Annotated in this window: 26 protein-coding genes and 1 riboswitch; of the genes, 9 read left to right on the top strand and 17 right to left on the bottom strand. The window is 34.6% G+C overall.

The window, feature by feature from the left end:
* Positions 1 to 43 precede the first annotated feature (43 nt).
* Positions 44 to 1,342: a S8 family peptidase gene (locus LG296_RS09335; RefSeq protein WP_107937884.1), complete on the top strand. Its 1,299-nt coding sequence runs from the start codon at positions 44 to 46 to the stop codon at positions 1,340 to 1,342.
* Positions 1,343 to 1,628: 286 nt separating this feature from the next.
* Here LG296_RS09335 and LG296_RS09330 read toward each other — a convergent pair whose 3' ends face one another.
* From LG296_RS09330 to LG296_RS09315, 4 genes are all read right to left on the bottom strand, one after another.
* Entirely contained in the window at positions 1,629 to 2,057 is a 429-nt protein-coding gene (locus LG296_RS09330; RefSeq protein WP_107937883.1) for a PhoU family transcriptional regulator, read from the bottom strand.
* 157 nt (positions 2,058 to 2,214) lie between these two features.
* Entirely contained in the window at positions 2,215 to 2,406 is a 192-nt protein-coding gene (locus LG296_RS09325) for a hypothetical protein (protein WP_107935121.1), read from the bottom strand.
* A gap of 321 nt (positions 2,407 to 2,727) precedes the next feature.
* Positions 2,728 to 2,988 (bottom strand): RNA polymerase sigma factor, encoded by a 261-nt coding sequence (locus LG296_RS09320; protein ID WP_235867715.1) that lies wholly within the window; start codon positions 2,986 to 2,988, stop codon positions 2,728 to 2,730.
* A 51-nt stretch (positions 2,989 to 3,039) separates the two neighbouring features.
* The gene (locus tag LG296_RS09315) at positions 3,040 to 3,312 is read right to left on the bottom strand and encodes a sigma factor (RefSeq protein ID WP_251398975.1); all 273 of its coding nucleotides are present in this window, start codon (positions 3,310 to 3,312) and stop codon (positions 3,040 to 3,042) included.
* 85 nt (positions 3,313 to 3,397) lie between these two features.
* Between LG296_RS09315 and LG296_RS09310 the strand changes: the two genes are divergently transcribed.
* Complete coding sequence (locus LG296_RS09310) at positions 3,398 to 3,826, top strand: VOC family protein (RefSeq protein ID WP_107937920.1); 429 nt, start codon at positions 3,398 to 3,400, stop codon at positions 3,824 to 3,826.
* 322 nt (positions 3,827 to 4,148) lie between these two features.
* Here LG296_RS09310 and LG296_RS09305 read toward each other — a convergent pair whose 3' ends face one another.
* Complete coding sequence (locus tag LG296_RS09305) at positions 4,149 to 4,529, bottom strand: GNAT family N-acetyltransferase (RefSeq protein ID WP_107937921.1); 381 nt, start codon at positions 4,527 to 4,529, stop codon at positions 4,149 to 4,151.
* 176 nt (positions 4,530 to 4,705) lie between these two features.
* Here LG296_RS09305 and istA point away from each other — a divergent pair, with 176 nt between their 5' ends.
* From istA to LG296_RS09290, 3 genes are all read left to right on the top strand, one after another.
* Positions 4,706 to 6,256, top strand: coding sequence for an IS21 family transposase (gene istA / locus LG296_RS09300; RefSeq protein ID WP_181418126.1), 1,551 nt, complete (start codon positions 4,706 to 4,708; stop codon positions 6,254 to 6,256).
* Positions 6,253 to 6,999 carry an IS21-like element helper ATPase IstB gene (istB, locus tag LG296_RS09295; protein ID WP_107937907.1) on the top strand — a complete coding sequence of 249 codons (747 nt, stop codon included), beginning with the start codon at positions 6,253 to 6,255 and terminating at the stop codon, positions 6,997 to 6,999. The genes istA and istB overlap by 4 nt, the downstream gene beginning before the upstream one ends.
* Before the next feature lie 206 nt (positions 7,000 to 7,205).
* The gene (locus tag LG296_RS09290) at positions 7,206 to 7,358 is read left to right on the top strand and encodes a hypothetical protein (protein WP_181418125.1); all 153 of its coding nucleotides are present in this window, start codon (positions 7,206 to 7,208) and stop codon (positions 7,356 to 7,358) included.
* 441 nt (positions 7,359 to 7,799) lie between these two features.
* Here the strand turns inward: LG296_RS09290 and LG296_RS09285 are convergent, their stop codons facing one another.
* The 3 genes from LG296_RS09285 to LG296_RS09275 all read right to left on the bottom strand — a co-directional run bounded on the left by LG296_RS09285 (position 7,800) and on the right by LG296_RS09275 (position 9,289).
* Positions 7,800 to 7,898, bottom strand: coding sequence for a YjcZ family sporulation protein (locus tag LG296_RS09285; RefSeq protein ID WP_107936181.1), 99 nt, complete (start codon positions 7,896 to 7,898; stop codon positions 7,800 to 7,802).
* A 670-nt stretch (positions 7,899 to 8,568) separates the two neighbouring features.
* The gene (locus tag LG296_RS09280) at positions 8,569 to 8,769 is read right to left on the bottom strand and encodes a cold-shock protein (protein WP_107936179.1); all 201 of its coding nucleotides are present in this window, start codon (positions 8,767 to 8,769) and stop codon (positions 8,569 to 8,571) included.
* Positions 8,770 to 8,995: 226 nt separating this feature from the next.
* Positions 8,996 to 9,289: a DUF1033 family protein gene (locus LG296_RS09275; RefSeq protein WP_107936177.1), complete on the bottom strand. Its 294-nt coding sequence runs from the start codon at positions 9,287 to 9,289 to the stop codon at positions 8,996 to 8,998.
* Between the two features lie 297 nt (positions 9,290 to 9,586).
* On the opposite strand from LG296_RS09275, the gene LG296_RS09270 reads away from it, so the two are divergent.
* Together LG296_RS09270 and LG296_RS09265 are read left to right on the top strand one after the other, a co-directional pair.
* Complete coding sequence (locus LG296_RS09270; RefSeq protein WP_107936175.1) at positions 9,587 to 10,234, top strand: 5-bromo-4-chloroindolyl phosphate hydrolysis family protein; 648 nt, start codon at positions 9,587 to 9,589, stop codon at positions 10,232 to 10,234.
* Positions 10,234 to 11,337 (top strand): toxic anion resistance protein, encoded by a 1,104-nt coding sequence (locus LG296_RS09265; protein WP_107936173.1) that lies wholly within the window; start codon positions 10,234 to 10,236, stop codon positions 11,335 to 11,337. Before LG296_RS09270 ends, LG296_RS09265 begins: the two co-directional genes overlap by 1 nt.
* An 89-nt stretch (positions 11,338 to 11,426) precedes the next feature.
* On the opposite strand, the gene LG296_RS09260 is transcribed toward LG296_RS09265, so the two are convergent.
* A complete protein-coding gene (locus LG296_RS09260; RefSeq protein ID WP_107936171.1) occupies positions 11,427 to 11,624 on the bottom strand; it encodes a DUF6501 family protein in 198 nt (65 codons plus the stop codon).
* Positions 11,625 to 11,922: 298 nt separating this feature from the next.
* On the opposite strand from LG296_RS09260, the gene LG296_RS09255 reads away from it, so the two are divergent.
* Entirely contained in the window at positions 11,923 to 12,210 is a 288-nt protein-coding gene (locus LG296_RS09255; RefSeq protein WP_107936169.1) for a YerC/YecD family TrpR-related protein, read from the top strand.
* Between the two features lie 187 nt (positions 12,211 to 12,397).
* Positions 12,398 to 13,027 carry a YitT family protein gene (locus LG296_RS09250; protein ID WP_107936167.1) on the top strand — a complete coding sequence of 210 codons (630 nt, stop codon included), beginning with the start codon at positions 12,398 to 12,400 and terminating at the stop codon, positions 13,025 to 13,027.
* A 43-nt stretch (positions 13,028 to 13,070) separates the two neighbouring features.
* On the opposite strand, the gene LG296_RS09245 is transcribed toward LG296_RS09250, so the two are convergent.
* The 8 genes from LG296_RS09245 to LG296_RS09210 form a co-directional block, all read right to left on the bottom strand.
* Positions 13,071 to 13,808, bottom strand: a complete 738-nt coding sequence (locus LG296_RS09245; protein WP_107936165.1) for an amino acid ABC transporter ATP-binding protein — start codon at positions 13,806 to 13,808, stop codon at positions 13,071 to 13,073.
* Between the two features lie 29 nt (positions 13,809 to 13,837).
* Positions 13,838 to 14,560: an amino acid ABC transporter permease gene (locus LG296_RS09240; protein ID WP_107936163.1), complete on the bottom strand. Its 723-nt coding sequence runs from the start codon at positions 14,558 to 14,560 to the stop codon at positions 13,838 to 13,840.
* 124 nt (positions 14,561 to 14,684) lie between these two features.
* Positions 14,685 to 15,530, bottom strand: a complete 846-nt coding sequence (locus LG296_RS09235; protein ID WP_107936161.1) for a transporter substrate-binding domain-containing protein — start codon at positions 15,528 to 15,530, stop codon at positions 14,685 to 14,687.
* Between the two features lie 101 nt (positions 15,531 to 15,631).
* A riboswitch (Lysine riboswitch) is annotated at positions 15,632 to 15,818 on the bottom strand.
* Positions 15,819 to 15,929: 111 nt separating this feature from the next.
* A complete protein-coding gene (locus LG296_RS09230) occupies positions 15,930 to 16,778 on the bottom strand; it encodes a transglutaminase family protein (RefSeq protein WP_107936159.1) in 849 nt (282 codons plus the stop codon).
* A 58-nt stretch (positions 16,779 to 16,836) separates the two neighbouring features.
* A complete protein-coding gene (locus tag LG296_RS09225; protein WP_107936157.1) occupies positions 16,837 to 17,781 on the bottom strand; it encodes an alpha-E domain-containing protein in 945 nt (314 codons plus the stop codon).
* Complete coding sequence (locus tag LG296_RS09220; RefSeq protein WP_107936154.1) at positions 17,774 to 19,225, bottom strand: circularly permuted type 2 ATP-grasp protein; 1,452 nt, start codon at positions 19,223 to 19,225, stop codon at positions 17,774 to 17,776. The genes LG296_RS09225 and LG296_RS09220 overlap by 8 nt, the downstream gene beginning before the upstream one ends.
* Before the next feature lie 157 nt (positions 19,226 to 19,382).
* On the bottom strand, positions 19,383 to 20,636 hold the full coding sequence (gene odhB, locus LG296_RS09215) for a 2-oxoglutarate dehydrogenase complex dihydrolipoyllysine-residue succinyltransferase (RefSeq protein WP_107936152.1): 1,254 nt from the start codon (positions 20,634 to 20,636) through the stop codon (positions 19,383 to 19,385).
* A gap of 108 nt (positions 20,637 to 20,744) precedes the next feature.
* Positions 20,745 to 23,555 carry a 2-oxoglutarate dehydrogenase E1 component gene (locus tag LG296_RS09210; protein WP_107936150.1) on the bottom strand — a complete coding sequence of 937 codons (2,811 nt, stop codon included), beginning with the start codon at positions 23,553 to 23,555 and terminating at the stop codon, positions 20,745 to 20,747.
* Positions 23,556 to 23,579: the final 24 nt, after the last annotated feature.

Below are 23,579 nucleotides of genomic sequence, written 5' to 3'. Positions count from 1 at the left end.
AAATTGTAATACGATAACTTAATTTGAAAAGGGGTTAGGACAGATGAAAAAAATGAAAAGTACGTTACTTGGTCTATTGCTTGCCGGATCGATAATAAATCCGGCGTACGCGACAACTATGAATAACAGCGAAGATTACTCAGAAAATAACATTAATCAGGAAAAGTTCCGCGTCTACGTTGAGGCAAACAACAAATCAGCAAAATCAGTATTAAAAAGTCAATATTCTATTCGTTGGGAATTAACAGAGAATGGATTTTCAACTGATATGAATGAGAAACAATTCGAAGCATTACAGAAGAATAAAAATGTTACAGTTACAAAAGTTCCTGTTGTTACCTTAGATACGATAGACTTAGAAAAAGATAATATGATAGAAAGTAAAAAATCGGATTTTGCAATTACTGCGAGGGCCTCTCAACAAATCCCTTGGGGAATTAAAGCAATTTACAACAATAGCACTTTAACATCTACATCTGGAGGAAGTGGCATTAATATCGCAGTGCTCGATACGGGTGCAAACACTACTCATACTGACCTTGTCAATAACGTAGAACAATGTAAAGACTTTACAACTGCTACAACACCTACTAACAATAGCTGTACAGACAAAAACGGTCACGGTACACACGTTGCCGGTACAGCATTAGCTGATGGGGGAAGCGATAAAAGTGGCGTTTACGGTGTCGCTCCAGCTGCAGATCTTTGGGCTTACAAAGTGTTAAACGATAAAGGATCCGGCTACTCAGACGATATTGCTGCTGCTATCCGACACGCAGCAGATCAATCAACATCTACTGGTACCAAAACAATCATCAGTATGTCCCTAGGTTCTTCAGGCAATGACAGCCTAATATCAAGTGCTGTTAATTATGCTTACAGCAAAGGAGTTTTAGTAGTTGCAGCAGCTGGTAATTCCGGCTACTCGGAAGGTACAATTGGTTATCCAGGAGCATTAACAAATGCAATCGCCGTTGCAGCTTTAGAAAATGTACAACAAAATGGGACGTACCGTGTAGCTAATTACTCTTCACGTGGTTATGGCTCTACAGATGGAGATTATGTAATCCAGCAAGGAGATATTGAAATCTCAGCTCCTGGCTCATCAGTTTATTCTACATGGTATAATGGCGGTTATAATACAATTAGCGGCACATCAATGGCTACTCCTCATGTCTCTGGTTTAGCAGCAAAAATTTGGGCTGAAAATCCGTCATGGTCTCACACGCAGCTACGTTCCAACTTACAAACGAGAGCAAAAACAGTAGATATTAAAGGTGGTTATGGTGCTACTACAGGCGATGACTACGCTTCAGGATTTGGATTTGCCCGCGTTCAATAGTCATTAAAAGTAAGCATACTATCATTAGTATTACAGACCATGGACTTGGCATGTCTTCTTTTTAAAATTCCATGAAAACAATAGATTAAAGGCAGAAATCCCACTTGATTTCTGCCTTTATTTTTTAGAATCATCAATTACTTATGAAATGGCTCGCCTTCATTAATACTATACCAACAAATATTTACCCAACAATCTGGCCCTAAAATACAAAAAGAACCCAAATTCATCTTCTGAAAGGTACTGCGCCAGATTGTTGAAGAACGTTATTCAATTTAAATCACCTTTAATTACTTACAGGAATATCTAAAGGTTCATTATAAGGATTTATTTGATATTGCCATACTTTTCCGTCTTCCCCTAAATAAAAGTAAGAGTACATAAGTGCCTTTTCTTCCCTAAAATTTATGTATAATTGATATTCAAGATCGCCGGATAGAATCTCATCAAAAGCTACAACTTCAATTGTTCTATCGTACTTGAAATCGCTATATTGAGCGGAATCGTACAGCCAATTATCCATCCCTTCACCAAAAACAGAGAGCACCTCTGTTCCAAACCTCTCTCTTACTTCGTTAAAAGTTAAACCAATTTCTGCATTTTCTTCTATAAACGCTTTTGTAATATAAACATCGCTTGTTGAGTTGTCTTCCTGCTCATTTGAACAAGCAATAAGAATAAATAGAAGACTTAAGTAAACTAATATTCTTTTCATATATTACTCCCCATCTCCCTCTTCTTCTTTACATTTTTTTACTATCCATTATACATGAAACATGATTTCCTTATTCAAGGAAAGCGCCCGATTGTTGAAGATCAAAATTTATAAAATATAATGTTGTTTAACTTTAGAGAACTAACTTATATAGCCCTTATTTACATCTTTCACACACTACACTATCAGCAGTTCTTGCAATTGCATTATCTAAGCGTGATACTAACATATCTTTTTCAGAAGGCATTGTTAAGGTAGCAGTGAAACGTTGACCTTCTTCGATTTTTTTACTACAACTAGTACAAATTAATTCCTTTGATCGAATTGCATCTTTTAACCTATCCAACATTTTTATCCACTCCTATTCAATTATTTATACAAAGTTAATAACTCGATATCTATGAACTTTAACAAAATTATCCATTTATAGCAACCTAATTAACCGCACAATATGGCCCTATAACGCAAATACGCGATTTTCTTATTGAAGAATTGCGCCCGATTGTTGAATATCATTATTTAAGATATGGTTCAGTTCATTTGTGGTAAAACATATAGTATTGTAACATGTTGTGTTTGTATGAATATAATTCCTATTACTATGATATAATTTCTAAAATATTTCCATCCGGATCTACAACATGGAATACGGTATGCACAGAACTTCTTCTTACCTGAAAATTTTTCGTTTACAGTAGTCGATAAAAATAAAATATTTGCATTGGCTTAGATTTCTGTATTGCTTTTGAGAGAGTGCTATAATAATTTCATGATTAGGGGTAAGATATTCCAAATCTATATTACTATTTTTAAATTTTAGTTTCTTTCTAGAGCGATGAAGTGCAGTTTTAATAGATTCATTACTCACTCTTAACATTGACGCTATTTCTTTTGAAGTGTACCCAAATACATCTTTCAAGGTAATCAGCATAGCCTGTTTCAATGGTAAAGTTGTAAGTAAAATTTCAATTAAACTAGTTTTCTATTGAATCATTACTTCTCCATAAAAGTCCTCGTTAAAATGAATTACTTCTTTACTTTTTCTTTTTTCGTCAATAAAAAGATTTTTAGCCACAGTACATAGGAAAGAGAAGTTGAACTTTCTATTCGGATCTGTCTTTTTTAATCTATAAACCTTTATCATTGTTTCTTGAACTAGATCTTCGGCTGTCCAAGGTGACCCTGACAACTTTTGGCAATATTTATAAAGCTTCTTAATCTCAATCTCTAGATTTTCAAAAACCATATTTTTCATCTTTTTATTAAAATTCATATGTAAGTGTAACTTTTACACTATTATATTCGTTATAAGGAAGAATTTCATTTGCAGGAGGAAGATTATGTTTAAAGTAGGTAGTATTTTTATTCCGGTTACAGACATTGAAAAATCTACAGATTGGTATGTAAAGTTTCTTGGTGTAAAGATAATCGATAGTTGGGGAGATGGTGCCGGCTTTTATTTACCAACTGGAACAGCCCAATTAGCCTTGGTAAAAGTTGAATCCCCTCAACCTACTGAGTTTATTATCAAGGGGGACCAGAAGAATTCCTATTTTAATTTTGTCGTTGATGATATTGGAAATGCCCATCAACAATTTAAACAAAATGGCATAGTTACTACCGAAATAGATGATTTTGGTGGAATGAAATTTTTTGATTTCTTTGACTTGGACGGTAACCCATTTAGTGTGGTTAATGAAGTTAATAATTCCCCTTACCACTCAGATAATATTAGAAAAATGCAAGAAAGAGATAAAAAGAATAAATAAGATTATAAAAAAGAATTACCATTTAAATAAAATTGGTAATTCTTTTTTGTTTTTCTTTCCAACAGATAAATTTTATATTCATGTACACTTCTTTAAAGTGATTTTTTTAGAACTTTATCAAGCACAACCTCAACTTACTGTTGTACCACTACTTGTGGTACGATTCACTCACCTAATCCATAAGCCTTTTATCAAAAAATTCTTTGTAGTCTTATTCAATTAAATAGCCCTATAACTGCATTTAATATTCAGGTACTCAGCAAATTCATATAATTTTGTTTCAATAAATTTGATAACTCACCGGTTACATTATAACGAGCATTTAGGTTAATGTTTTGACAAAGCCTGTTGATTTTCCTTGAAACCCTCGTTTTAGATAAAATTGATGAGCATCTTTTCTTTCACTTCGATTTCCACTGTTTAACACTATTCCATTAGCTCCATGTTCCTTAGCCCATTCTTCTGCTTTTTCAATAAGTTTTTCACCAATTCCTTGTTTTCTAGAATTCGAATCAACTACTAAGGCAACAACTCGTACATAGTTATCATTTTTTTCATAAAGAAAACCTAATATCATACCAATCATACCAACAATAACACCACTTTCTTCAGCCACTAGCGTGTTATACATAGAATTAGAATTTATCTTTGAAAAGCGATGTTCCATTTCTTCAGTAGTTGTTGGATACCCTAATTCTCCCATTAAAACTGCTAATTGACTAACATCTGCTTTAGAAGCCTTTTGTAAACGCTAAAATAAAATGGACAGATATCGCTAAATAAGATTGAACACTTTCGCCAAAAATAACCCTTATCCTTTATACTAAATTGGTAGTAGATTGGTAATCGGGGGCATGATGAAAGGTGAAAAAGAAATTGATGTTATATTTAGCAATCCAACAAATGAAAGAACAAAGATTTACTGTAACACAGATTGCAGAACAGCTTAAAATATCTCGAACGACGGTTTATAGCTATTTGGAAATGTCGCCTGAACAGGCTTATGAGTGGGCGAATACATTAAAATCCAGAAAGAAAAAATTAGACCCTTATAAAGATTGGTTAGTCGCTTGGCTCAAAGAACATCCTCATTTAAGTGCTGCACAACTGCATGATTGGTTACTAGAACGTCATCCTAAATTGGTTGTTGGAGAAAGTACGATGCGCATGTATGTCAGTGAGTTACGAGAAGAATATCAAATTGAGAAAACCAAAAAAGTTAGGCAATATGAGGCCATAATCGAACAGCCAATGGGAAAACAAATGCAAGTTGACTGGGGAGAAACTCGTCAAAAAACGAAAGAAAATACTGAAGTGAAACTGTACTGTATTTGTTTTGTATTATCGCACTCTCGGTACAAATATGTAGAATGGCAAGATCGACCATTTACAACACGCGATACGATAAGAAGCCACGAAAATGCTTTTCAGTATTTTGGAGGGATGCCAGAAGAGATTGTCTACGACCAAGATCATTTAATAACAGTCAGTGAAAATGCCGGGGATATTATTTTAACAGGTGAATTTCAATCCTATAAACAACAACGTAAGTTCAGAATATATTTATGTCGTAAAGCAGATCCAGAATCGAAAGGTAAAATTGAAAATGTAGTGAAGTATGTGAAAGGAAATTTCGCAGATAGCCGTATTTTCACTACTATAGATAATTGGAATGAACGATGTATAGAGTGGCTGAAACGTACGGGTAATTACAAAGTACATAACGGTACAAAAAAGAGACCGACAGAAGTGTTTCTCCTCGAAAAGCAACACTTAAAGCCAGTCTCTAACCCACTCTCAATAGAGAGTAACAATACAATTAGTATAACAAGAACCGTTAATAAGGACAACACCATACACTATAAATCTAATCGTTACTCTGTCCCACTGGGAACATATAGACCAAGAGGTCTAAACCTTGTTTCAATTGAAATGGCTGTAGATGAAAGCAATCAGCAGCAACTGGTGATTAAACGAAGTCCTGATGGTGAAGTTCTAGCGAAGCATCGTCTTGAATTAGCCAAAGGAAAATTAGTCAAAAATCGAAATCATGAACGTGATCGTTCAAAAGGTATCCAAGCCTATAAAGAAACAGTGATTCGCCAGTTTAATAATACTGAACTAGCGACTACATATATTAATCAGGTCCTAGCTGAGTATCCTCGATATAAAAGGGACCAGCTGGCCATCATCCATAAAACAACCAATGATTATCCAGATTATATCGATGAAACCCTAATAAAATGTGTTGACGAGCATTTCACAAGTGCCAATGATTTTCATGATATTGCAAAGTATATAAGCAAGATTCAAAGCAAAGAACTACCAGTTCCACCTCTCGAATCGAGTAGGTTAAAAACAAGGAATATCAAAGTAGAAACACGTTCTATCAGCACATACACAGATATTTTAGGGGGTGTCATCTCATGAATGATGGCTTAGAAAATCTACAAAACTATTTTAAACAACTAAGATTAACAGAAACAGCCACTGAGCTGCCTAATATATTAAGAAAAGCGGAACAGTCCACATGGACTTATCGGGAATTTATTAAAGAAATCGTTGAATTCGAATTAACTAAACGTGAAGAAAAGAGTATTGAAAAACGAATGCGTTGGGCGAAGTTTCCTTATATGAAAACGCTGGAACTATTTGATTTATCTGATCAAACCTCTTTAAACGAAAGGCAATTAAACCAACTAAAAGAGCTAAATTGGCTAGAGCAACAATATAACTTAATTCTATTAGGACCGCCTGGTGTTGGTAAAACCCATTTGGCCATAGGATTAGGAATTGAAGCAATTCAAAAAGGATTTAACGTCATGTTTGTGACTATGGGTGAATTAATCAATCTTTTAAAAACCAGAGAATTTACACGGAAATCACAGGTGCAATTAAACCGAATTGAATCTTCTGATTTAGTAATTATTGATGACTTAATGTACATGGCAATGGATTCACGTGAAGCAAATCTATTCTTTCATCTGATAAATCATCTTTATGAGCGTAGCTCAATTATTTTGACTTCTAACAAGAGTCCTGATCAATGGGGCGAATTATTGGGAGATGAAGGTATAACTACAGCTATTTTAGATCGCATTTTACACAGAGTAGAAGTTGTACAGATGAATGATGATAGCTATCGAATGAAGCATCGTCAAGGTATGTTTTAACATTAGCAAATGGGTATAAGGAGATTTCATTTAAATGAAGATTTTAAATATAAATGAAGTAAGAGAAATCATATTAGAATTAGGTTTAATCTTGTGACCATCAAAAAGTTGAGAGCTGGTTATCGGATGGCTCTATAAAAAATATCCAGGATGGCAATCTTTACAAGATTATTGAGCATGATATCGAAGATTTCATATACGACACTTTGTGGATTGGTTCACCATATGAAAGAGGAATCAATAATGAAACGAAGATCGATAGATTACTTGAGGAAATTGCCTCTTTAAAGGCGAAAGTATCCAAACTTCAAGATGAAAAGCATGAATTAGAACTAGAACTTGGCAAGATGCCATTTTAATAATTCTTTCTCCTACTTCTACAAAGGAGTGGGAGAAGAATCAACGAAATTGTTCAAAATTAATTAGCAAAATGTGTCCAATTCTACTTGACGCTTACACCTTTCTAATCACTACAATCCCTCCAATTAAAAATGAATATTCAAATTAAATTATTCAATGCATTTACTCAAAATACTACCAGTATTTTAATATATTTATCCATTATATTTGGAGTTTTATTCAACAGTTGGCACGATTGTGGAATAACCAGTCTCTAGATAGATGGAATCTTTGCTATTCATAATAAGTTGTTAAATTACATAAATATCTTGAATTATATGTCATATATTTACACTGTTTTTAGATGAATAGATAAAAAAAAGACCGCCTTCATATTGAGAAGGCGGTGTTCATTCCACTTAACAACAACGTTTGAGTGGCAGTGGAATATAATATTATTACTACGACCATACCGAAGCACCAACAATAATTAACAAAATGAAGAGAACAACAAGCAATACAAATGAACTAGAGTTATTTCCATTTTCGTAACCTGACATTATCTCACCTCCTTCGATATACTAATATATTATATTAATTAGTATATTGACTGGAGTGTGTATACGTGGAATATAAAAAAATATAAATAAAAAAGGATTGCCCTCCACCTCCACAATGATGGAACGGTAGTAAATTAATTTCACTAATAATCCGAAATATGGAAACTGGTTAAGCGGTTCAGCAGCGATATATTCTGCACCATTTGGCAAAGGAAAATGTTATGTATTCGATGGTTAAATATTTTGATAATGAAAATGTTTTAAAAGAAGTTGGTTATAATTAGGAAAAATACGAATAGCTGAAGATGCAGTTTATCCTAAAGCTGAAAACCTTGATGATTTCCTTCTCTTGAAACCTTTTTAACTGGACCTATTAAACCTGGAACGATATTTTTAAATTAGATAATAGTTGAGACAGGTGTAGAGTTTGCTACTCCCTACCAAACCTTTAACAATGTACTAGTTTTAGAAGAATCAAGTGATGGGTTTACAAAATAAAAATTATCTCGCAGAGGACTACGGAAATATTAAGACAGAAGCAATAATGAAAACGATTCCTCTGAAGAGATAATTGTAACTTCTACATTAGAAAATATCAGTTTGCATTAAAAGAGACATCCCCCAAAAGGGATGTCTCTTAGTTAACGTTTATAGTTTTAATTAATACTAATTAAATTTTTGTTACGTTAGCAGCTTGAGGTCCGCGGTTTCCATCAACAACCTCGAATTCCACTTTTTGACCTTCGTCAAGTGTTTTGAAGCCTTCGCCTTGGATAGCTGAGAAGTGTACGAATACGTCGTTTTCCCCTTCAACCTCGATGAATCCAAAACCTTTTTCTGAGTTAAACCATTTTACTGTACCTTGTTTCATTTAAGAAAACCTCCAAAAAATAAAAATATTAACAATATGTGATTGATTTACCGTAATAAAAAATTCACATATTACAAAGAGTACCGACTTTACACCGATCACTCTTTGTAATATGTGAATCAATTTGTACCCGGTCATGCAATTTTATTGTTATTTAAATTATACCATCTTATCCCAATTTGTCAAAGTCTTTTTTTAATTTTCACTTATTTCAGTTAATTGAGGATTATTCGTTATTATGTTGAGTCAATTTATCGATTATTATTCCATGATAAATTTGGATATCATCCTCACATGCTTCACAGTATTCCCGTTCTTTATCTGTCCAAAACGCATAATACTTATTTTCTTTAGAAGCTTCATGCTCATACTGTTGTCGAAAAGACATTAAAGTCTCCAGAAGATGTTTATCGAACTCATGCTCAGACTGGAAAGTTGAGGTTGTTACAATATTCGATTGCCATCCCTCAAACATCCACCATGGTTCATAATCTGCTTTCATATAAATTATTTGGTACACTATAATTTTCGTTCCTTTCCTTCTGCTATTAGCATTTTAATGGAAAAGTTATAAATTTGTCCATTTTAAGACCTTAAACGACAATAACAATGCATTTAAAACTACATTTATTTTCCTGTAGAAAAAATGGTATCTGATTAGGCTATACTAATAAATATAAGCTTGTGGTTTTATAACTATTTCCTTTAAAGTAAAAAATAGAACATTTTAACATTTTAGATTAAAAATTTGAGAACAATTGAAACTTTTAGTAAGCTACTTTCGTAATAAAGATATAGAAATAAAGGAGGTACGGATATGCTTGGGGCTGCAAATTTCTTCATACGACATGCACTCAATTTTTTAATTAGTTTTACAGTATTTATTTTAACGGTTGTCCACTTTGATCTTGGCTTTATTTTCGTGCCGATTGTATCTATTGCTGTTTATTTAATAAGCAATAAAGTGATAAAAGCTTTTCAAAAATCTAAGCGAAGTAAAGAGCTCGGTCTATCCCGCTCTGAATTTAATCATATTGAATCACAGTTAAAACAAGCAAAGGGACATATTAACTCCCTTTCACAACAATACATTCGTGTTCGTTCAGTTCGTTCCTTTAAATTATTAAATGAGATGATGAAACTTTCAAAAAGAATTGTCAACATTGTACAGAAAAATCCACAAAAGTTTTATTCGGTAGAGGATTTCTTCTATTCGCATTTACCATCTGCAGTGCAATTAACAGGAACATATACCATGTTAAGCCAAACTCAGGTTAAAGATACAGAGGTTCACTTAGCTCTTGAAGATACGCGTAAAACATTAAAAGGGCTTCATATAACAATGGAAAATGATTTAAAAAGTGCGATTGAATCAGACCTAGAAAACTTAAGAATTGAATTAGATTTCGTAAAGCTTCAAAATGCTAGAAAGCTGCAGCAAATCGATCTTCGAGGTGGAAAATAATGACCAATAATAAGAGCTCAAATCATCCATTTGAAGAGTTTTCAAATAATGAGAGCTCTTTTTCTTGTACAAGCAATCACTATTCGACCGATACATTGGTATTCTCTTCTCTGTCTGAAGAAAATCAATCACATGCATTACTACTAGCCAGTAAATTAGATGCTTCACAATACGAAAATGTTTTACAGTTTGGATCTGAAATTCAGCATTCATTAAAAAACTTTACTCACAATATGCTTATTCGAGTTCAACGTAATGATACTTCCCCTATACGTGAAATTTTGCATAAGCTCATAGAGCATTTAAATAAAATTAACCCTGATGATTTAATTGAAAAAGAGAAAGGTTTTCTACAAAAGCTGTTTAACCGCTCAAAATCATCAATTCAGGAACACATCACTCAGTATAATCGATTAAGTAAACAAATCGATCGCTTAGGCATACAGCTGGAGCATTCTCAAAAAGGCTTACTTGGCGATGTGCGGATGTTAAATGAGTTGTACCAATTGAACGAAGATTATTATCATAATATAAATATGTATATTGCAGCTGCAGAAATGAAGAAAAAGGATTTAATTTTAAATCAATTACCTAAAATTGAACAAGCTTATGAATTGTCGAATAATCCGTTAGACAAACAACGATTAAACGATTTACAAGCTTCGATTGATTGGTTAGACAAACGTCAATATGACTTACAAATTTCACGAGAGATAGCAGTTCAAACTGCACCTCAAATCAGAATGATCCAGCAAACCAATCAAATGCTTATAGAAAAAATTCAAAGTTCCGTTATGACAACCATTCCATTATGGCAAACCCAAATTTCCATGCTTATTCATATGAATAATCAAAGAAGAGCAAACATAACAACTCGTCGCCTAATGGAAACTTCTGAGCAGATGCTACATAAAAACGCTAAAATACTTGAAACTACTGCTCAGGATACAAATAAGCAGAAGGCCATCACAAATAATGATGTCGATTTATTTAAACAAACCCAATTGGAGCTAATTCAGTTAATCGAAGAGACTCTACGGGTGCAAGCTATAAGTAATGAACAACAAGCCACAGTTGAAGCAAGTATTAAAGAAATCGAATAGTGTCCACTTTGTAAAAATAGTTTTTATTTTTTATATACAAAAACACCCTAGCTTCCTCATCTGAGAGGAACTAGGGTGCTGCATTTTAATCATTCGAAATAGTCTTTATAATAGCCGCCTACATTACCAGTATTATCAATGACAAAGATGAATTCTTCTGTCTCATTTTTCACTTCATATTCTTTGCCAACTGTTAACACATTAGAAACTAAATATTTCTCAGCATTCGTATGTGTGCATTTTACTTTACGTATCGTTGGTGCATCTTTCCATTTTAAATTTAACATCTTTTTAACCTCACTTTAAATCTTCTATATATTGCTTCTATTCTAGACCCTATTGTATCTCATTTCCACTCTTTTGTGGAAAGATTTCTATCTATATTGTGGGAAAATGTTATAAATGATACATTAGATTAGAGGTGATCAAATTGTTCTTTGGTGGTTTTAGCGGAGCTCCAATGTGGTTTTTCATCATAGCAATTGTTTTTGCTATTATATTTATAATCATATCTGAATGGAATTCGAGAAGTTAATTCCAATAATATTTAAATATTATTTACTACAGAATTCGGAGGTTTCAGATATGAAGGATTCTCCTGATTATAAGGTTGAACAGTTAATGAAGGTAGTTTTGTTACTTGAGACAACAAATGAGTGTGAAGCGTTTTTTGATGATTTGTGTACCCTAAACGAGTTAAAAGCCTTTTCACAAAGACTTGATGTCGCTAGAATGCTCTTAGATGGCCATACCTATGAGCACATCGAGGCATTTACTGGAGCTACCTATAATACCATTTCTCGAGTAAATAAGACACTCTCAAAAGAAAACTCCTTGAAAATCATATTAAATCGTATAGAAAACAAATTATGAAAGCTTGCTGAATGCGGCTTTTTTATTTTGACGTAAACTAAAATATTCTATACTTATCACGCTTTAACAGTTCACCGCGTTAAATGGGATGATTGCTCACATTAAAAAAATACTATAGAATCCATTATAGCTAAATAATTACATAGAATAATATTCTTAGTTAACTATTGAAGGGAGGATCATTCCATTGAAGTATGTACACCTTATGATTGCATGTCTCATTGTTAATATGGGGATATATATCTTGCATAGCGCAAATGTCGCTACTGGCGGAACAGTAGGCTTAGCATTAAGCATTAACTATTGGATAACTTTAGGCTTTGCAATAACCTATCTTTTAGTAAACATACCATTTATGATTCTCGCTTATAAAAAACTGGGTAAAGAATTTACAATTTCAACCGTTATATCAATTTGTATGCTTACTGGTATTTCCTTTTTAACAGGATTAATTCCTACTATTTCCATTCCTGCTTGGATAGGTGTAGTTTTAGGAAGTGCATTTGCAGGAATCGGTATGACATATTTATTCCTCAAAAATTCTTCCCTTGGTGGAACGAGTATATTAGCTGTTTTTCTACAAAAAAAGTACAATTGGGACCCAGGTAAAACTCTATTTGTTTTAGATATTTTCATCCTCCTTACAACGGTATATTCAATTGGCTGGTCTGGTTTATTATATTCAGCCTTATCTGCTTTTATTGTGTCGTCGATTGTATCCATTTCTAGAAAACAAATAAGCGCGAAGCTTACTGATAATCATGAGGATGATTCTATTCTTGAAGACGAATCTAGTGAAATGTTGATTATGCAATAAAAAAGATAAATTTCTGAGTCAATTCAGAAATTTATCTTTTTTATTATTGCTTGATAGTTCGTTTTAAAAATTCTTTTGTTCTTTCTTGTGTCGGGTTAACTAGCACTTGATCAGGTGAACCTTCCTCTACGATAACCCCTTTATCCATAAATACTACACGGTCAGATACTTCACGAGCAAATTCCATTTCATGCGTAACGATTAACATTGTATGTCCTTCATCAGCAAGCTGACGCATTACTTTTAGCACTTCTCCTACCATTTCAGGATCTAATGCGGAAGTTGGTTCATCGAATAGCATTACCTCTGGATCCATAGCCAGCGCACGTGCGATAGCTACACGTTGCTTTTGACCACCTGAAAGCTGGCGAGGCTTTGCATTCACATACTGATCCATACCTACGATTTGCAAATATTTTAATGCGTTTGATTTTGCTTCTTCCTTTGAACGTTTTAGAACCTTTTGCTGACCAACGACACAATTTTTCAACACATTGTGGTTGTTAAATAAATTAAACTGCTGGAAAACCATCCCTAAATGTGTACGATATTGTTTAATATCGTGTTTGTCGTCTAAGATGTTTTCGCCTTTATAAATAATTTCGCCGCCACTTGGTGTTTCAAGTAGATTAATGCAACGTAATAATGTTGATTTTCCGGAGCCTGAAGAACCAATTAAGCAAACAACCTCACCTTTTTTTACTGTGAAGTTTACATCTTTTAAAACTTCATGGCTGCCAAATGATTTATTTAGATGTTTAATATCAATTACTTTTTCCATCATACGATCTCCTTATGCCATTAATAAATTTACTCTTCCCTTTTAACTTGAACTTGATATGCATCTTGACCATCCATTCTTTTTTCGACAATACGTAATAGACGAGAAGCAACAAAAGTCATGATTAAGTAGATGACAACAGTAATGATAAAGGATTCTGCAAAACGGAAATTTGCACCAGCAATCGATTTTGTTGTAAAGAATAATTCCGTTACACTAATTACACTTAGTACGGCAGAGTCTTTTATATTCATAATTAATTGGTTCCCTGTTGCCGGTAGAATATTGCGGAATACCTGAGGTAAAACGACATGAATCATCGTTTGGAAATGTCCCATTCCAATAGCTGACGCAGCCTCATATTGTCCCTTATCAATCGATTCAATACCACCGCGCACATACTCAGCCATATAAGCACCCGTATTTAACCCAACAACAACGATCGCTGCAACAAAACGATCCATTTCTATTCCATAAGCATATAATCCATAGTATACGACCATTGCTTGTACAATCATTGGTGTACCACGGAAGATTTCAACATAAACTGTTAATATGAAATTAAAAATCTTTAAAATAACAGATTTAATAGATTTCTTACGAAGAGGAATCGTGTGCATTACACCGATAAATAATCCGATAAGAGCACCAATAATTGTACTAAAAACTGCAATTAATAACGTCATATATGCGCCACGTAAATAACTTGGCCAATTCTCTTTTAATATTGAGAGTATAATATCTAAACTCATAAATATCCTCCTAAATAATTTAGAAAACCTTTAACTCTACTAAACACTTACTCTAAAGATAAAATAAGTCTGGCTAAAAGATGGATACTGGCCACTAAAGTGTGACCAGTATTCACCGCTTTAACTATTGTGCTGCAGGTTGGTTTTCAATTGCTTGATCCATAATTTGTTGACGTTCTTCTTCAGAAATTGCATTTAACGTTTCATTGATTAAATCAATATTTTCATCGCCTTTTACAAGTCCGATTGCAATCGCTGTATCTGCTTCTTCTGTTTTAAAGCCTTTTTCTAACTCTACATATTTGAAATTTTGATTTGCTGTTGTAGCTGAGATTGCTTCTGGTCTTTCAGCCACATATCCATCAATTGCACCTGATTCTAGAGCAACACGCATATGTGAGAAGCTTTCCATTGCAACTTCTTTTTTAACATCCGGAATTTGATCAATTACATCATAATTTGTTGTATTTAGCTGTGAAGTGATTTTTGCTCCTGCGAAATCTTCAAGAGTTTTAGCATTTTCAAATGCTCCACCTGCTTTTGTTACAATAACAAATTGACTTGTATAATAATTATCTGAGAAATCAATTACTTCTTTACGTTTATCAGTTGGGCTCATCCCTGCAATAATTGCATCAATTACACCTGTTTGTAGTGCTGGTAGTAAACCATCCCATTCTGTTTTAACGATAACTAATTCTTTACCAAGTGCTTCTGCTACACGTTTAGCGATTTCTACGTCATAGCCACCCGCATATTCCTGGGAGCCTTCAATTTTAACCGCCCCATTTGAATCATCGTTCTGAGTCCAGTTAAACGGTGCATAGCCAGCTTCTAAACCTACTTTAAAAACATCGCTTTCTTTAGAATTTGAAGTTGATGTTGAAGTCCCTTCATCAGCTTTACCACAAGCTGCTAGTAATACAACTGCCAGCAATGTAGTCATTAAGATTTTAAGTGTTTTCGACATTTCTCTCTCTCCTTCTCTCTTTTTCGAGCTAAATAATGCAAAAAGCGACCTAAGATGAACTTAGGTCGCTAAAAATATAGCCCAAATCCTCTAACGTTCCCGACTGAGATAGCTCACCTCAGATGGTTGGGATATCCATCTGAGACAGTCCTGCAATTATTCACTGCAGACCCAGCATGAAGTAGAGAGCCTACATTCACACTTCGGCGATATTTCCTCATTTTTCATATCATGGTTTTGCTCTAAACTCCATGAAAAACTATTAAGTATCGCGCCTCTACCTCACTAGTAACGTGAGGTTTTAATATTTAATTTACTATTTGAATATTACTATACTAACAATATCATGTCAACATTCATTATTCTGAAAAATAGACTTTGTTGACCTAGTAATTATTGTTAATTTAACTTCCTTACAGTCACCTTCACATTTAAAGTATGGGCTCCACCATGATATACACCCTCAACTGGACTAACATCCTGATAATCTCTACCGACACACATAATAATATGATTATCGAGTACTTCAACATTATTGGTAGGATCAAGACCAATCCATCCAATTCCAGGTAACATTAGCTCTACCCAAGCGTGTGTTGCTGTATTCCCTACTAATTTATCATCTTCACCTACATATAGATAACCACTTATATAACGAGCAGGTATATTAAAGTGCCTTAAAACTCCTAACATAATATGGGTAAAGTCCTGACACACGCCGGCCTTTATAGCAAAAGCCTCGGCAGCTGTTGTATTTACATTAGTTGCCATCTGATCATAATTCAAATTCATGTACAGGTAGGTCATAAGATCGCAAGAAAATCGAATAGGGTTAATAGGCTCTCCAATAGTTTTTAAAATTTCTTCAAGTTGTCTTTTTTCTAGCCTCGTATAATTAGTTGTAGTGAGATATGGACGGTAGTGATCCTGAAAAAGTGGTGAATGGAAAATTTCCATCATTTCCTTAGAATATTCAATTTGATATAAATAAGGTGATCTTTGAACGCTTACAATTGATGATGAAATGATGCTTAGCTCTTCATGTTTTTCTGGTATATAAAAACTAGATGTTGAATTTTTCCATATATCGATATAATCCTTTGTCATTGAATTGGGGGAGATTTTAAGATGATAGGATAATAGGCGTTGACATTCATTATTTCTAGGCTTTAAACGAACCGTATTTAATGATTGTTCAACTGGTGTATCATATTTAAAAGTGCTAGTATGTTTAATGCGATATTTCATATTATCCTCCCTCCAAATTTTATTGGCATTTCACTTTAATATTTAATGGAATTTCCTTTCAAGGTACTAAAATTGGAGGAGTTAGGTAATACGTTTTTGAAAAGATCGGTCCAAAGCTCGTACATTGCTCTCTAATGTCCTTAACCCATTTCCTGCACTGTTCAGTTGATAATAATGTTGTATCAATTTGTAAACTATTTTCAAGCTCGGTCAGTGCCTCAAACATATCAGCAGTGTATACTTCGGTTTTCCCGTTTTCTACTTCTATAATAGCTTCTTTTATCTTCTGGACTGAAAAAGCAATGGAACGACTAGTTTTAAGATCACCTATCAAAAAGTTTAAAACTTTGCGGTTAGAACGATCTCTAGATCGTCTAGTATATTCTTCAAGAGCATGTGTTAATTGTAAGGAGAAGGTTGCTGTGAAATCACCTTTAAGCTGTCCTTCCTGTTCTAATAGCTCATTAAGAATTATAGCCGTCTTCTCGGCACGCTCTAGCCATTTACCAATCTTCAAAAATAAATAGCATTCGTCGCGTGTCATCAACGAATCTATGATACCACTAGCCGTTAAAGAGGCTTTCCGTATTGAATACAGAAACTCTTGTGTTGCTATAATCGAATAATCCTTGCGTTCTTTACTTTTAATCGACAGGTACAAATCGTTCCATTCCTCCCACAACTCATTCGGAAGGATATCTCTTGTATTTCTAGCATTCATTCGTATACTTTCAACCATGGAGTTCATCGAATTGTAATTTTCAACATCACATAATAGATACTGAATCATTTTTTGTAAGTCATATCCATTATACCTACTTGAATATTCATTATGATATCCGCAAATCTTAATAATTGTTTCCCACTCAATTTCGTAATTTTTATCTTCCGTAGAAAGCTCAATCATATGCTCTAATTGAGTAGAAAGAATATGAGCATTTGATTCTGTACGTTCACTATATCTACCAATCCAGTATAGAGAGTCCGCTACTCGACTAAGCATGTACCTTTGCCTCCTTTACAACCCATGTATCCTTACCGCCTCCACCTTGTGAGGAATTCACAACAAGAGAGCCCTCTTTAAGTGCAACTCGAGAAAGACCTCCTGGAAGAACGTGCGTTTCTTTTCCTCTCATCACAAAAACTCGCAAATCAACGTGGCATGGGTAGAATCTCCCCTCTTGAAAGGCAGGAGCTCTAGAAAGCTTTATAGTTGGTTGAGCTATATATTGGTGAGGAGCTTCTTCAATTTTTTGTCGGAAAATTTCACGTTCTTCTTCAGTAGAATGTGGTCCGATTAGCATGTCATAACCACCTGATGCACCAACATTTTTGATAACTAGCTTGTCCAGATTATCAAGCACCCAATTTTTCCTTGCCTCATTTGTTAAAAGATAAGTGTCAACATTCTTTATAATAGGCTCTTCATTTAAGTAAAAACGTATCATTTCAGGAACATACATATAAATTGCCTTATCATCAGCTACTCCGTTTCCAACAGCATTTAAAATTGCTACATTCCCTTCTTTATATGCCTCCATAATGCCTGGTACACCAAGCAATGAATCTTCTCTAAAGGTTAAGGGATCTAAAAAGTCGTCATCAATTCTTCTGTAAATAATATCAACTTGCTTTAGACCACGAATTGTTTTTAAATATACTTTTTTGTTTTTAACTACCATATCTCGACCTTCGACAAGTGGAATATTCATTTCTTTTGCTAGGAAAACATGATCGTAATATGCAGAATTATAGATTCCAGCTGTCAAGAGCACTGCACGAGGATCCTTACCTGGTTCTAAGTTTACAGGTCTGTGTGATAATAAAGCCTCCTGCATTTGAAGTAATTGTACCTCTAATGTTTCAATAGAATAATCTCTAAAAAATTCAGGGTACATTTTTCGCATTACATATCGATTTTGATAGACATAGGATATTCCAGAGGGATTCCTCAAATTATCCTCTAGCACACGATATTCTCCGCTTTCATCTCTTATCAAATCGATACCTGCTAAAAAGATATGGTTATGTAATGGCAGATTAGCGCCAATTACTTCTTTGTAATGATAGGGATTATTTTCGATTAAACTTTTTGGCACTACTCCTGCCTCTAATATCAGTTGGTCATGATATACATCATGTAAGAACAAATTTAACGCTTCGACTCTTTGCTTCATTCCCTTTTCAATATTACCCCATACCTGTTCAGGTATAATGATAGGAACAAAATCAAAAGGCATCGTCCTTTCTGTATCACCGTCCGCACCGTAAACTGTAAATGTTATACCCTGTCTTAGGAAGCTAGATTGGGCAGATGTATGCTTTGTTAATAATTCTTCGTCTGTAAACTTTAATAATTGCTCATAAAAAGGAATATAATGTTTTTTAGGTTTATTGCCCTCTAGCATTTCATCATAAAAGCTATAACAATCATATGGTTTGAACATTTACAATCGCCTCCAGTAATCATCCATGAAAGAAAAAGTTGAAATTTTATAATTCTCCTCATTTTTAATTTTAGAAAATTTTTAATATTTAAATTTTAATATAAATGGAAAAAAAAACCTAGCGAAATTTTTCTCCGCTAGGTAGTTTTTAAGGAAATTATGAATTTAATAGTAAATCTTCTGGATTTTCGATTAATTCTTTTACTGTTTTTAAGAAGCCAACAGAATCTTTTCCATCGATAATACGGTGGTCATATGATAATGCAACGTACATCATTGGACGGATTTCAACTTCTCCGTTTACTGCTACTGGACGTTGAACGATTGAGTGCATACCTAAAATACCAGCCTGTGTACCGTTCATGATCGGTGTTGACATTAATGATCCAAATACACCACCATTAGTGATTGTGAATGAACCACCAGCCATGTCATTTAAACCTAATTTTTTCTCACGTGCTTTTTTAGCTAAATCAGCAATATCTTTTTCGATTTCAGCAAAGTTTTTAGCATTTGCATCGCGAACAACTGGTACTACTAAGCCTTCTTCAGTAGATACAGCTACACCGATATCGAAGAAGTTGTTTAAGTGAATTTCATCACCATTGATTTGAGCGTTAACGTAAGGATATTTTTTAAGTGCAGCAACTACTGCTTTTGTGAAGAATGACATGAAACCAAGTTTAATGTCGTTAGCTTTCACGAACTCTTCTTGTTTACGCTTACGTAATGCCATGATGTTCGTCATATCGATTTCGTTGAAAGTAGTTAACATTGCTGTAGATTGTTTAACTTCAAGTAAACGTTTTGCGATAGTTTGACGACGACGTGACATTTTTTCAATTGTAACACGATCCGTTTCTGCTGCTGGAGCAAATACAACTGGACCATTAGTTGTAGAAATAGGTGTTGCTGGTGCTGCTTGAGCTGTTCCATGAGCTGCTACATCTTGAACACGTACGCGGCCTTGTGGATCTACAGGTGAGATTGCAGCAAGGTCAATTCCTTTTTCACGAGCTAATTTACGAGCAGCTGGTGATGCAACTACACGTTCATTAGAAGTTTCTTCTACCACTGGAGCTGGTGTTGGTGCTGCAACTGGTGCTGGTGCAGCTGCTGGAGCGCTTTCAGCTTTAGGAGCTTCTTGTGTTGCTGCTGGAGCCGGTGCAGCACCTTCTCCTGCTTCTACAACGGCGATTACTTGGCCAACTAAAACCGTATCGCCTTCTTCAGCTAATACTTGAGTTAAAACACCAGCTTCTTCTGAAATAATTTCTGCATTTACCTTATCAGTTTCTAATTCAACGATGAATTCGCCTTTTTCAACGCGATCTCCAACTTTTTTTACCCATTGTGCAATGGTACCTTCTGTAATTGATTCTGCTAATTCAGGGACTTTAATTTCAGCCACTTTAAATATCCTCCTTTAAATATCATATGTACCTTGTAAAAGGTACATATGGTATCGCTACTACTTATCATAGTGTAGCTGTTTTAATCAGTAAATTAAAATAGTAATTTATTTAGCAAGCGCCTCATCAATAACTTTTGCCTGCGCAATTTTATGTGAATCCATGTCACCTTCAGAAGTTGAAGACATTTCTGGACGTCCAACATATTTTACCTTTTTACCATCTGCTAGGTCTAGTAAATATTCTAATGCATATTTCCATGGACCTTGGTTTTTAGGTTCTTCTTGTACCCAATAGATTTCTTTTGCATTTGGATATTTTGCAATGATATCAGCAATTTTTTGTGATGGGAATGGGTAAAGCTGTTCAACACGAACAATATGAAGATTATCATATTCTTTCCCATCTTGCACACGGTCTGCTAAATCAATTGTTACTTTACCAGAAGCAAGAATGATGCGTTCCACTTTTTTAGCATTGCCACCTAAACCAGGTTGTTCAATTACTTCTTGGAAACCACCTTCAGAAAGCTGTTCCTGTGAGGCCGCAGCTAATGGATGGCGAAGTAAAGATTTTGGTGAAGGAATGATTAAAGGACGAATAGCTTCAGTTCCTAACATTTTCGCTTGACGGCGTAATAAGTGGAAGTAGTTTCCTGCATTTGAGCAGTTTGCAACAATCCAGTTATTTTCAGCCGACAATTGTAGATATCTTTCAATACGTGCTGAAGAGTGCTCTGGACCTTGACCTTCCATACCATTTGGCAGTAGGAATACTAAGCCAGACTTTTCTCCCCATTTAGAACGCGATGACGAGATAAAGTTATCAAACATAACTTGTGCCATATTAGCAAAGTCACCAAATTGGGCTTCCCAAATTGTTAAAGCATTATCATTTTCTAAATTATAACCGTACTCAAATCCAACAATAGCAGTTTCTGTTAATGGTGAATTGTGTACAGAGAATGATGCTTTAGAATCCGATACATTGTGTAATGGTACTAATTCAGCGCCTGAGTTTTTATCATGTAATACTAGGTGACGTTGAGAGAACGTACCACGTTGTGCATCTTGACCTGTAATACGGATTGGATTACCATCACGTAAAATTGCAGCGAATGCTAATGTTTCAGCATGACCCCAATCGATTTTATCAGTTTCAAGAGCTTCAACACGTTTATTTAAGATTTTAGCAAGCTTGTTTTGTGGCTCAAAGCCTTCTGGCCATGCTAATAAATCGTCATTAATTTGTTTTAGGTCTTCTTTACTTACACTTGTATCTACTACAGGATATTCATTTTTAACTGCTTCAGGCATTTCGATATCGAAATGTCCTTTTTCAGCACCCACTTGTTTAACATGATCGTAAGATGCTTGCATTTCTGCATAAACCTCTTCATCAAGCTTTTTCACTTGATCATGAGTTAGGATACCTTCGTTAGTTAATTTTTCTCCATAAAGTGCACGTACCGTTGGATGTTTTGTAACGATTTGATATGTTAACGGATTTGTAACGGTTGGGTCATCAGTTTCGTTGTGACCAAAGCGACGGTATCCGATTAAGTCTACTAAAATATCTTTGCCGAAAACTTTACGGTATTCGAATGCTAAACCAGCAACTTGTAATACCGCTTCTGGATCATCAGCATTAACATGAATTACAGGAATTCCATAACCTTTAGCTACATCAGAAGAATACTGAGTTGAACGTGAATCATAATGCTCAGTTGTGAATCCAATCATGTTATTAGAGATAATGTGAATGGAACCACCAGTTGAGAAACCACCAGTATTTGCATAGTTGAACACTTCTTGAACAATTCCTTCTCCCGCAAATGCAGCATCACCATGTACAAGTACAGCTACAGCTTTACTTGGATCGTGGCTAGGGTTTCCAGCGTTAGAAGTTACTTCTTGTGCAGCACGAGTAGAACCAGTAATAACTGGACTTACTACCTCTAAGTGTGATGGGTTGTAAGCTAATTTTACTTTCATGCCCGATTTTTTAGAATGAGTTGCACCCATATGGTATTTCACGTCACCAGTCCAACCTTTAGTAATTTCTAAAGATCCATCTGTTGGGAAGAAATAATCGTTTGGAACATGTGCAAAATCAGAAAACATCATATCATATGGTTTGTTTACAACGTGTGTTAGAACATTTAAACGACCACGGTGTGCCATGCCGATTTGTAAATATTTCATTTTTTCTTCGTCAGCTTTTCTAACGATTTCATCAAGTAATACTACTAATGTATCTAAACCTTCAATTGAGAATCGTTTTTGACCAACAAAAGTTTTATGAATAAATTTCTCGAAATCTTCAACACGAGTCAATCTTTCTAATAATGCTTTTTTGTTTTCAGCAGTTAGATTAAAAGCTGATGTACCAGACTCAATTTTGTCTTGAATCCATTGGCGTTCTGCTTCTTGAACATGAGTATATTCATAAGCGATTTTCCCAGTATATAGTGAACGTAAATAGTCGATTGCCTGTTTACCGTTGATAACGCTTCCAGGAGCATTATTAAAGAATAATGATGCTGGCATCTCTACTAAGTCAGATTCAGTTAAACCATAAGAAGCTAATTCAATACGTGAAGAATCTAATTTTCGGTCTTTTAATGGGTAAATATCAGCAGCTAAATGACCGTGAGCGCGAATTGCATCTGCTAATTGTACTGCAGCAAAGATTTTTTTAATATTGCCTGTATTGCCTGGTTGAGTTGTTACACTTTCAGTTACACCTTGTTCATTTCCAATAACTGGTGAGCCAAATTGCTGGAAAAGTGCAACTAGTTCTGGCTCTACTTGTTCAGGAGATTGTAAAAATAAATCGTATTGCTCCATCACGTATCCTAAGTTAGGACCAGAAAATGCTGACCAAGGGGAACCAGCAAATAATACATTGTTCGACATGAGATAACCTCCAAATTTCGCCCT

The organism is Ureibacillus chungkukjangi (assembly GCF_044795995.1).
In the GTDB taxonomy this organism is placed as follows: domain Bacteria; phylum Bacillota; class Bacilli; order Bacillales_A; family Planococcaceae; genus Ureibacillus; species Ureibacillus chungkukjangi.
Note: the sequence above shows the minus strand (reverse complement) of the source record. Positions and strands in the feature narration are given on the sequence as shown.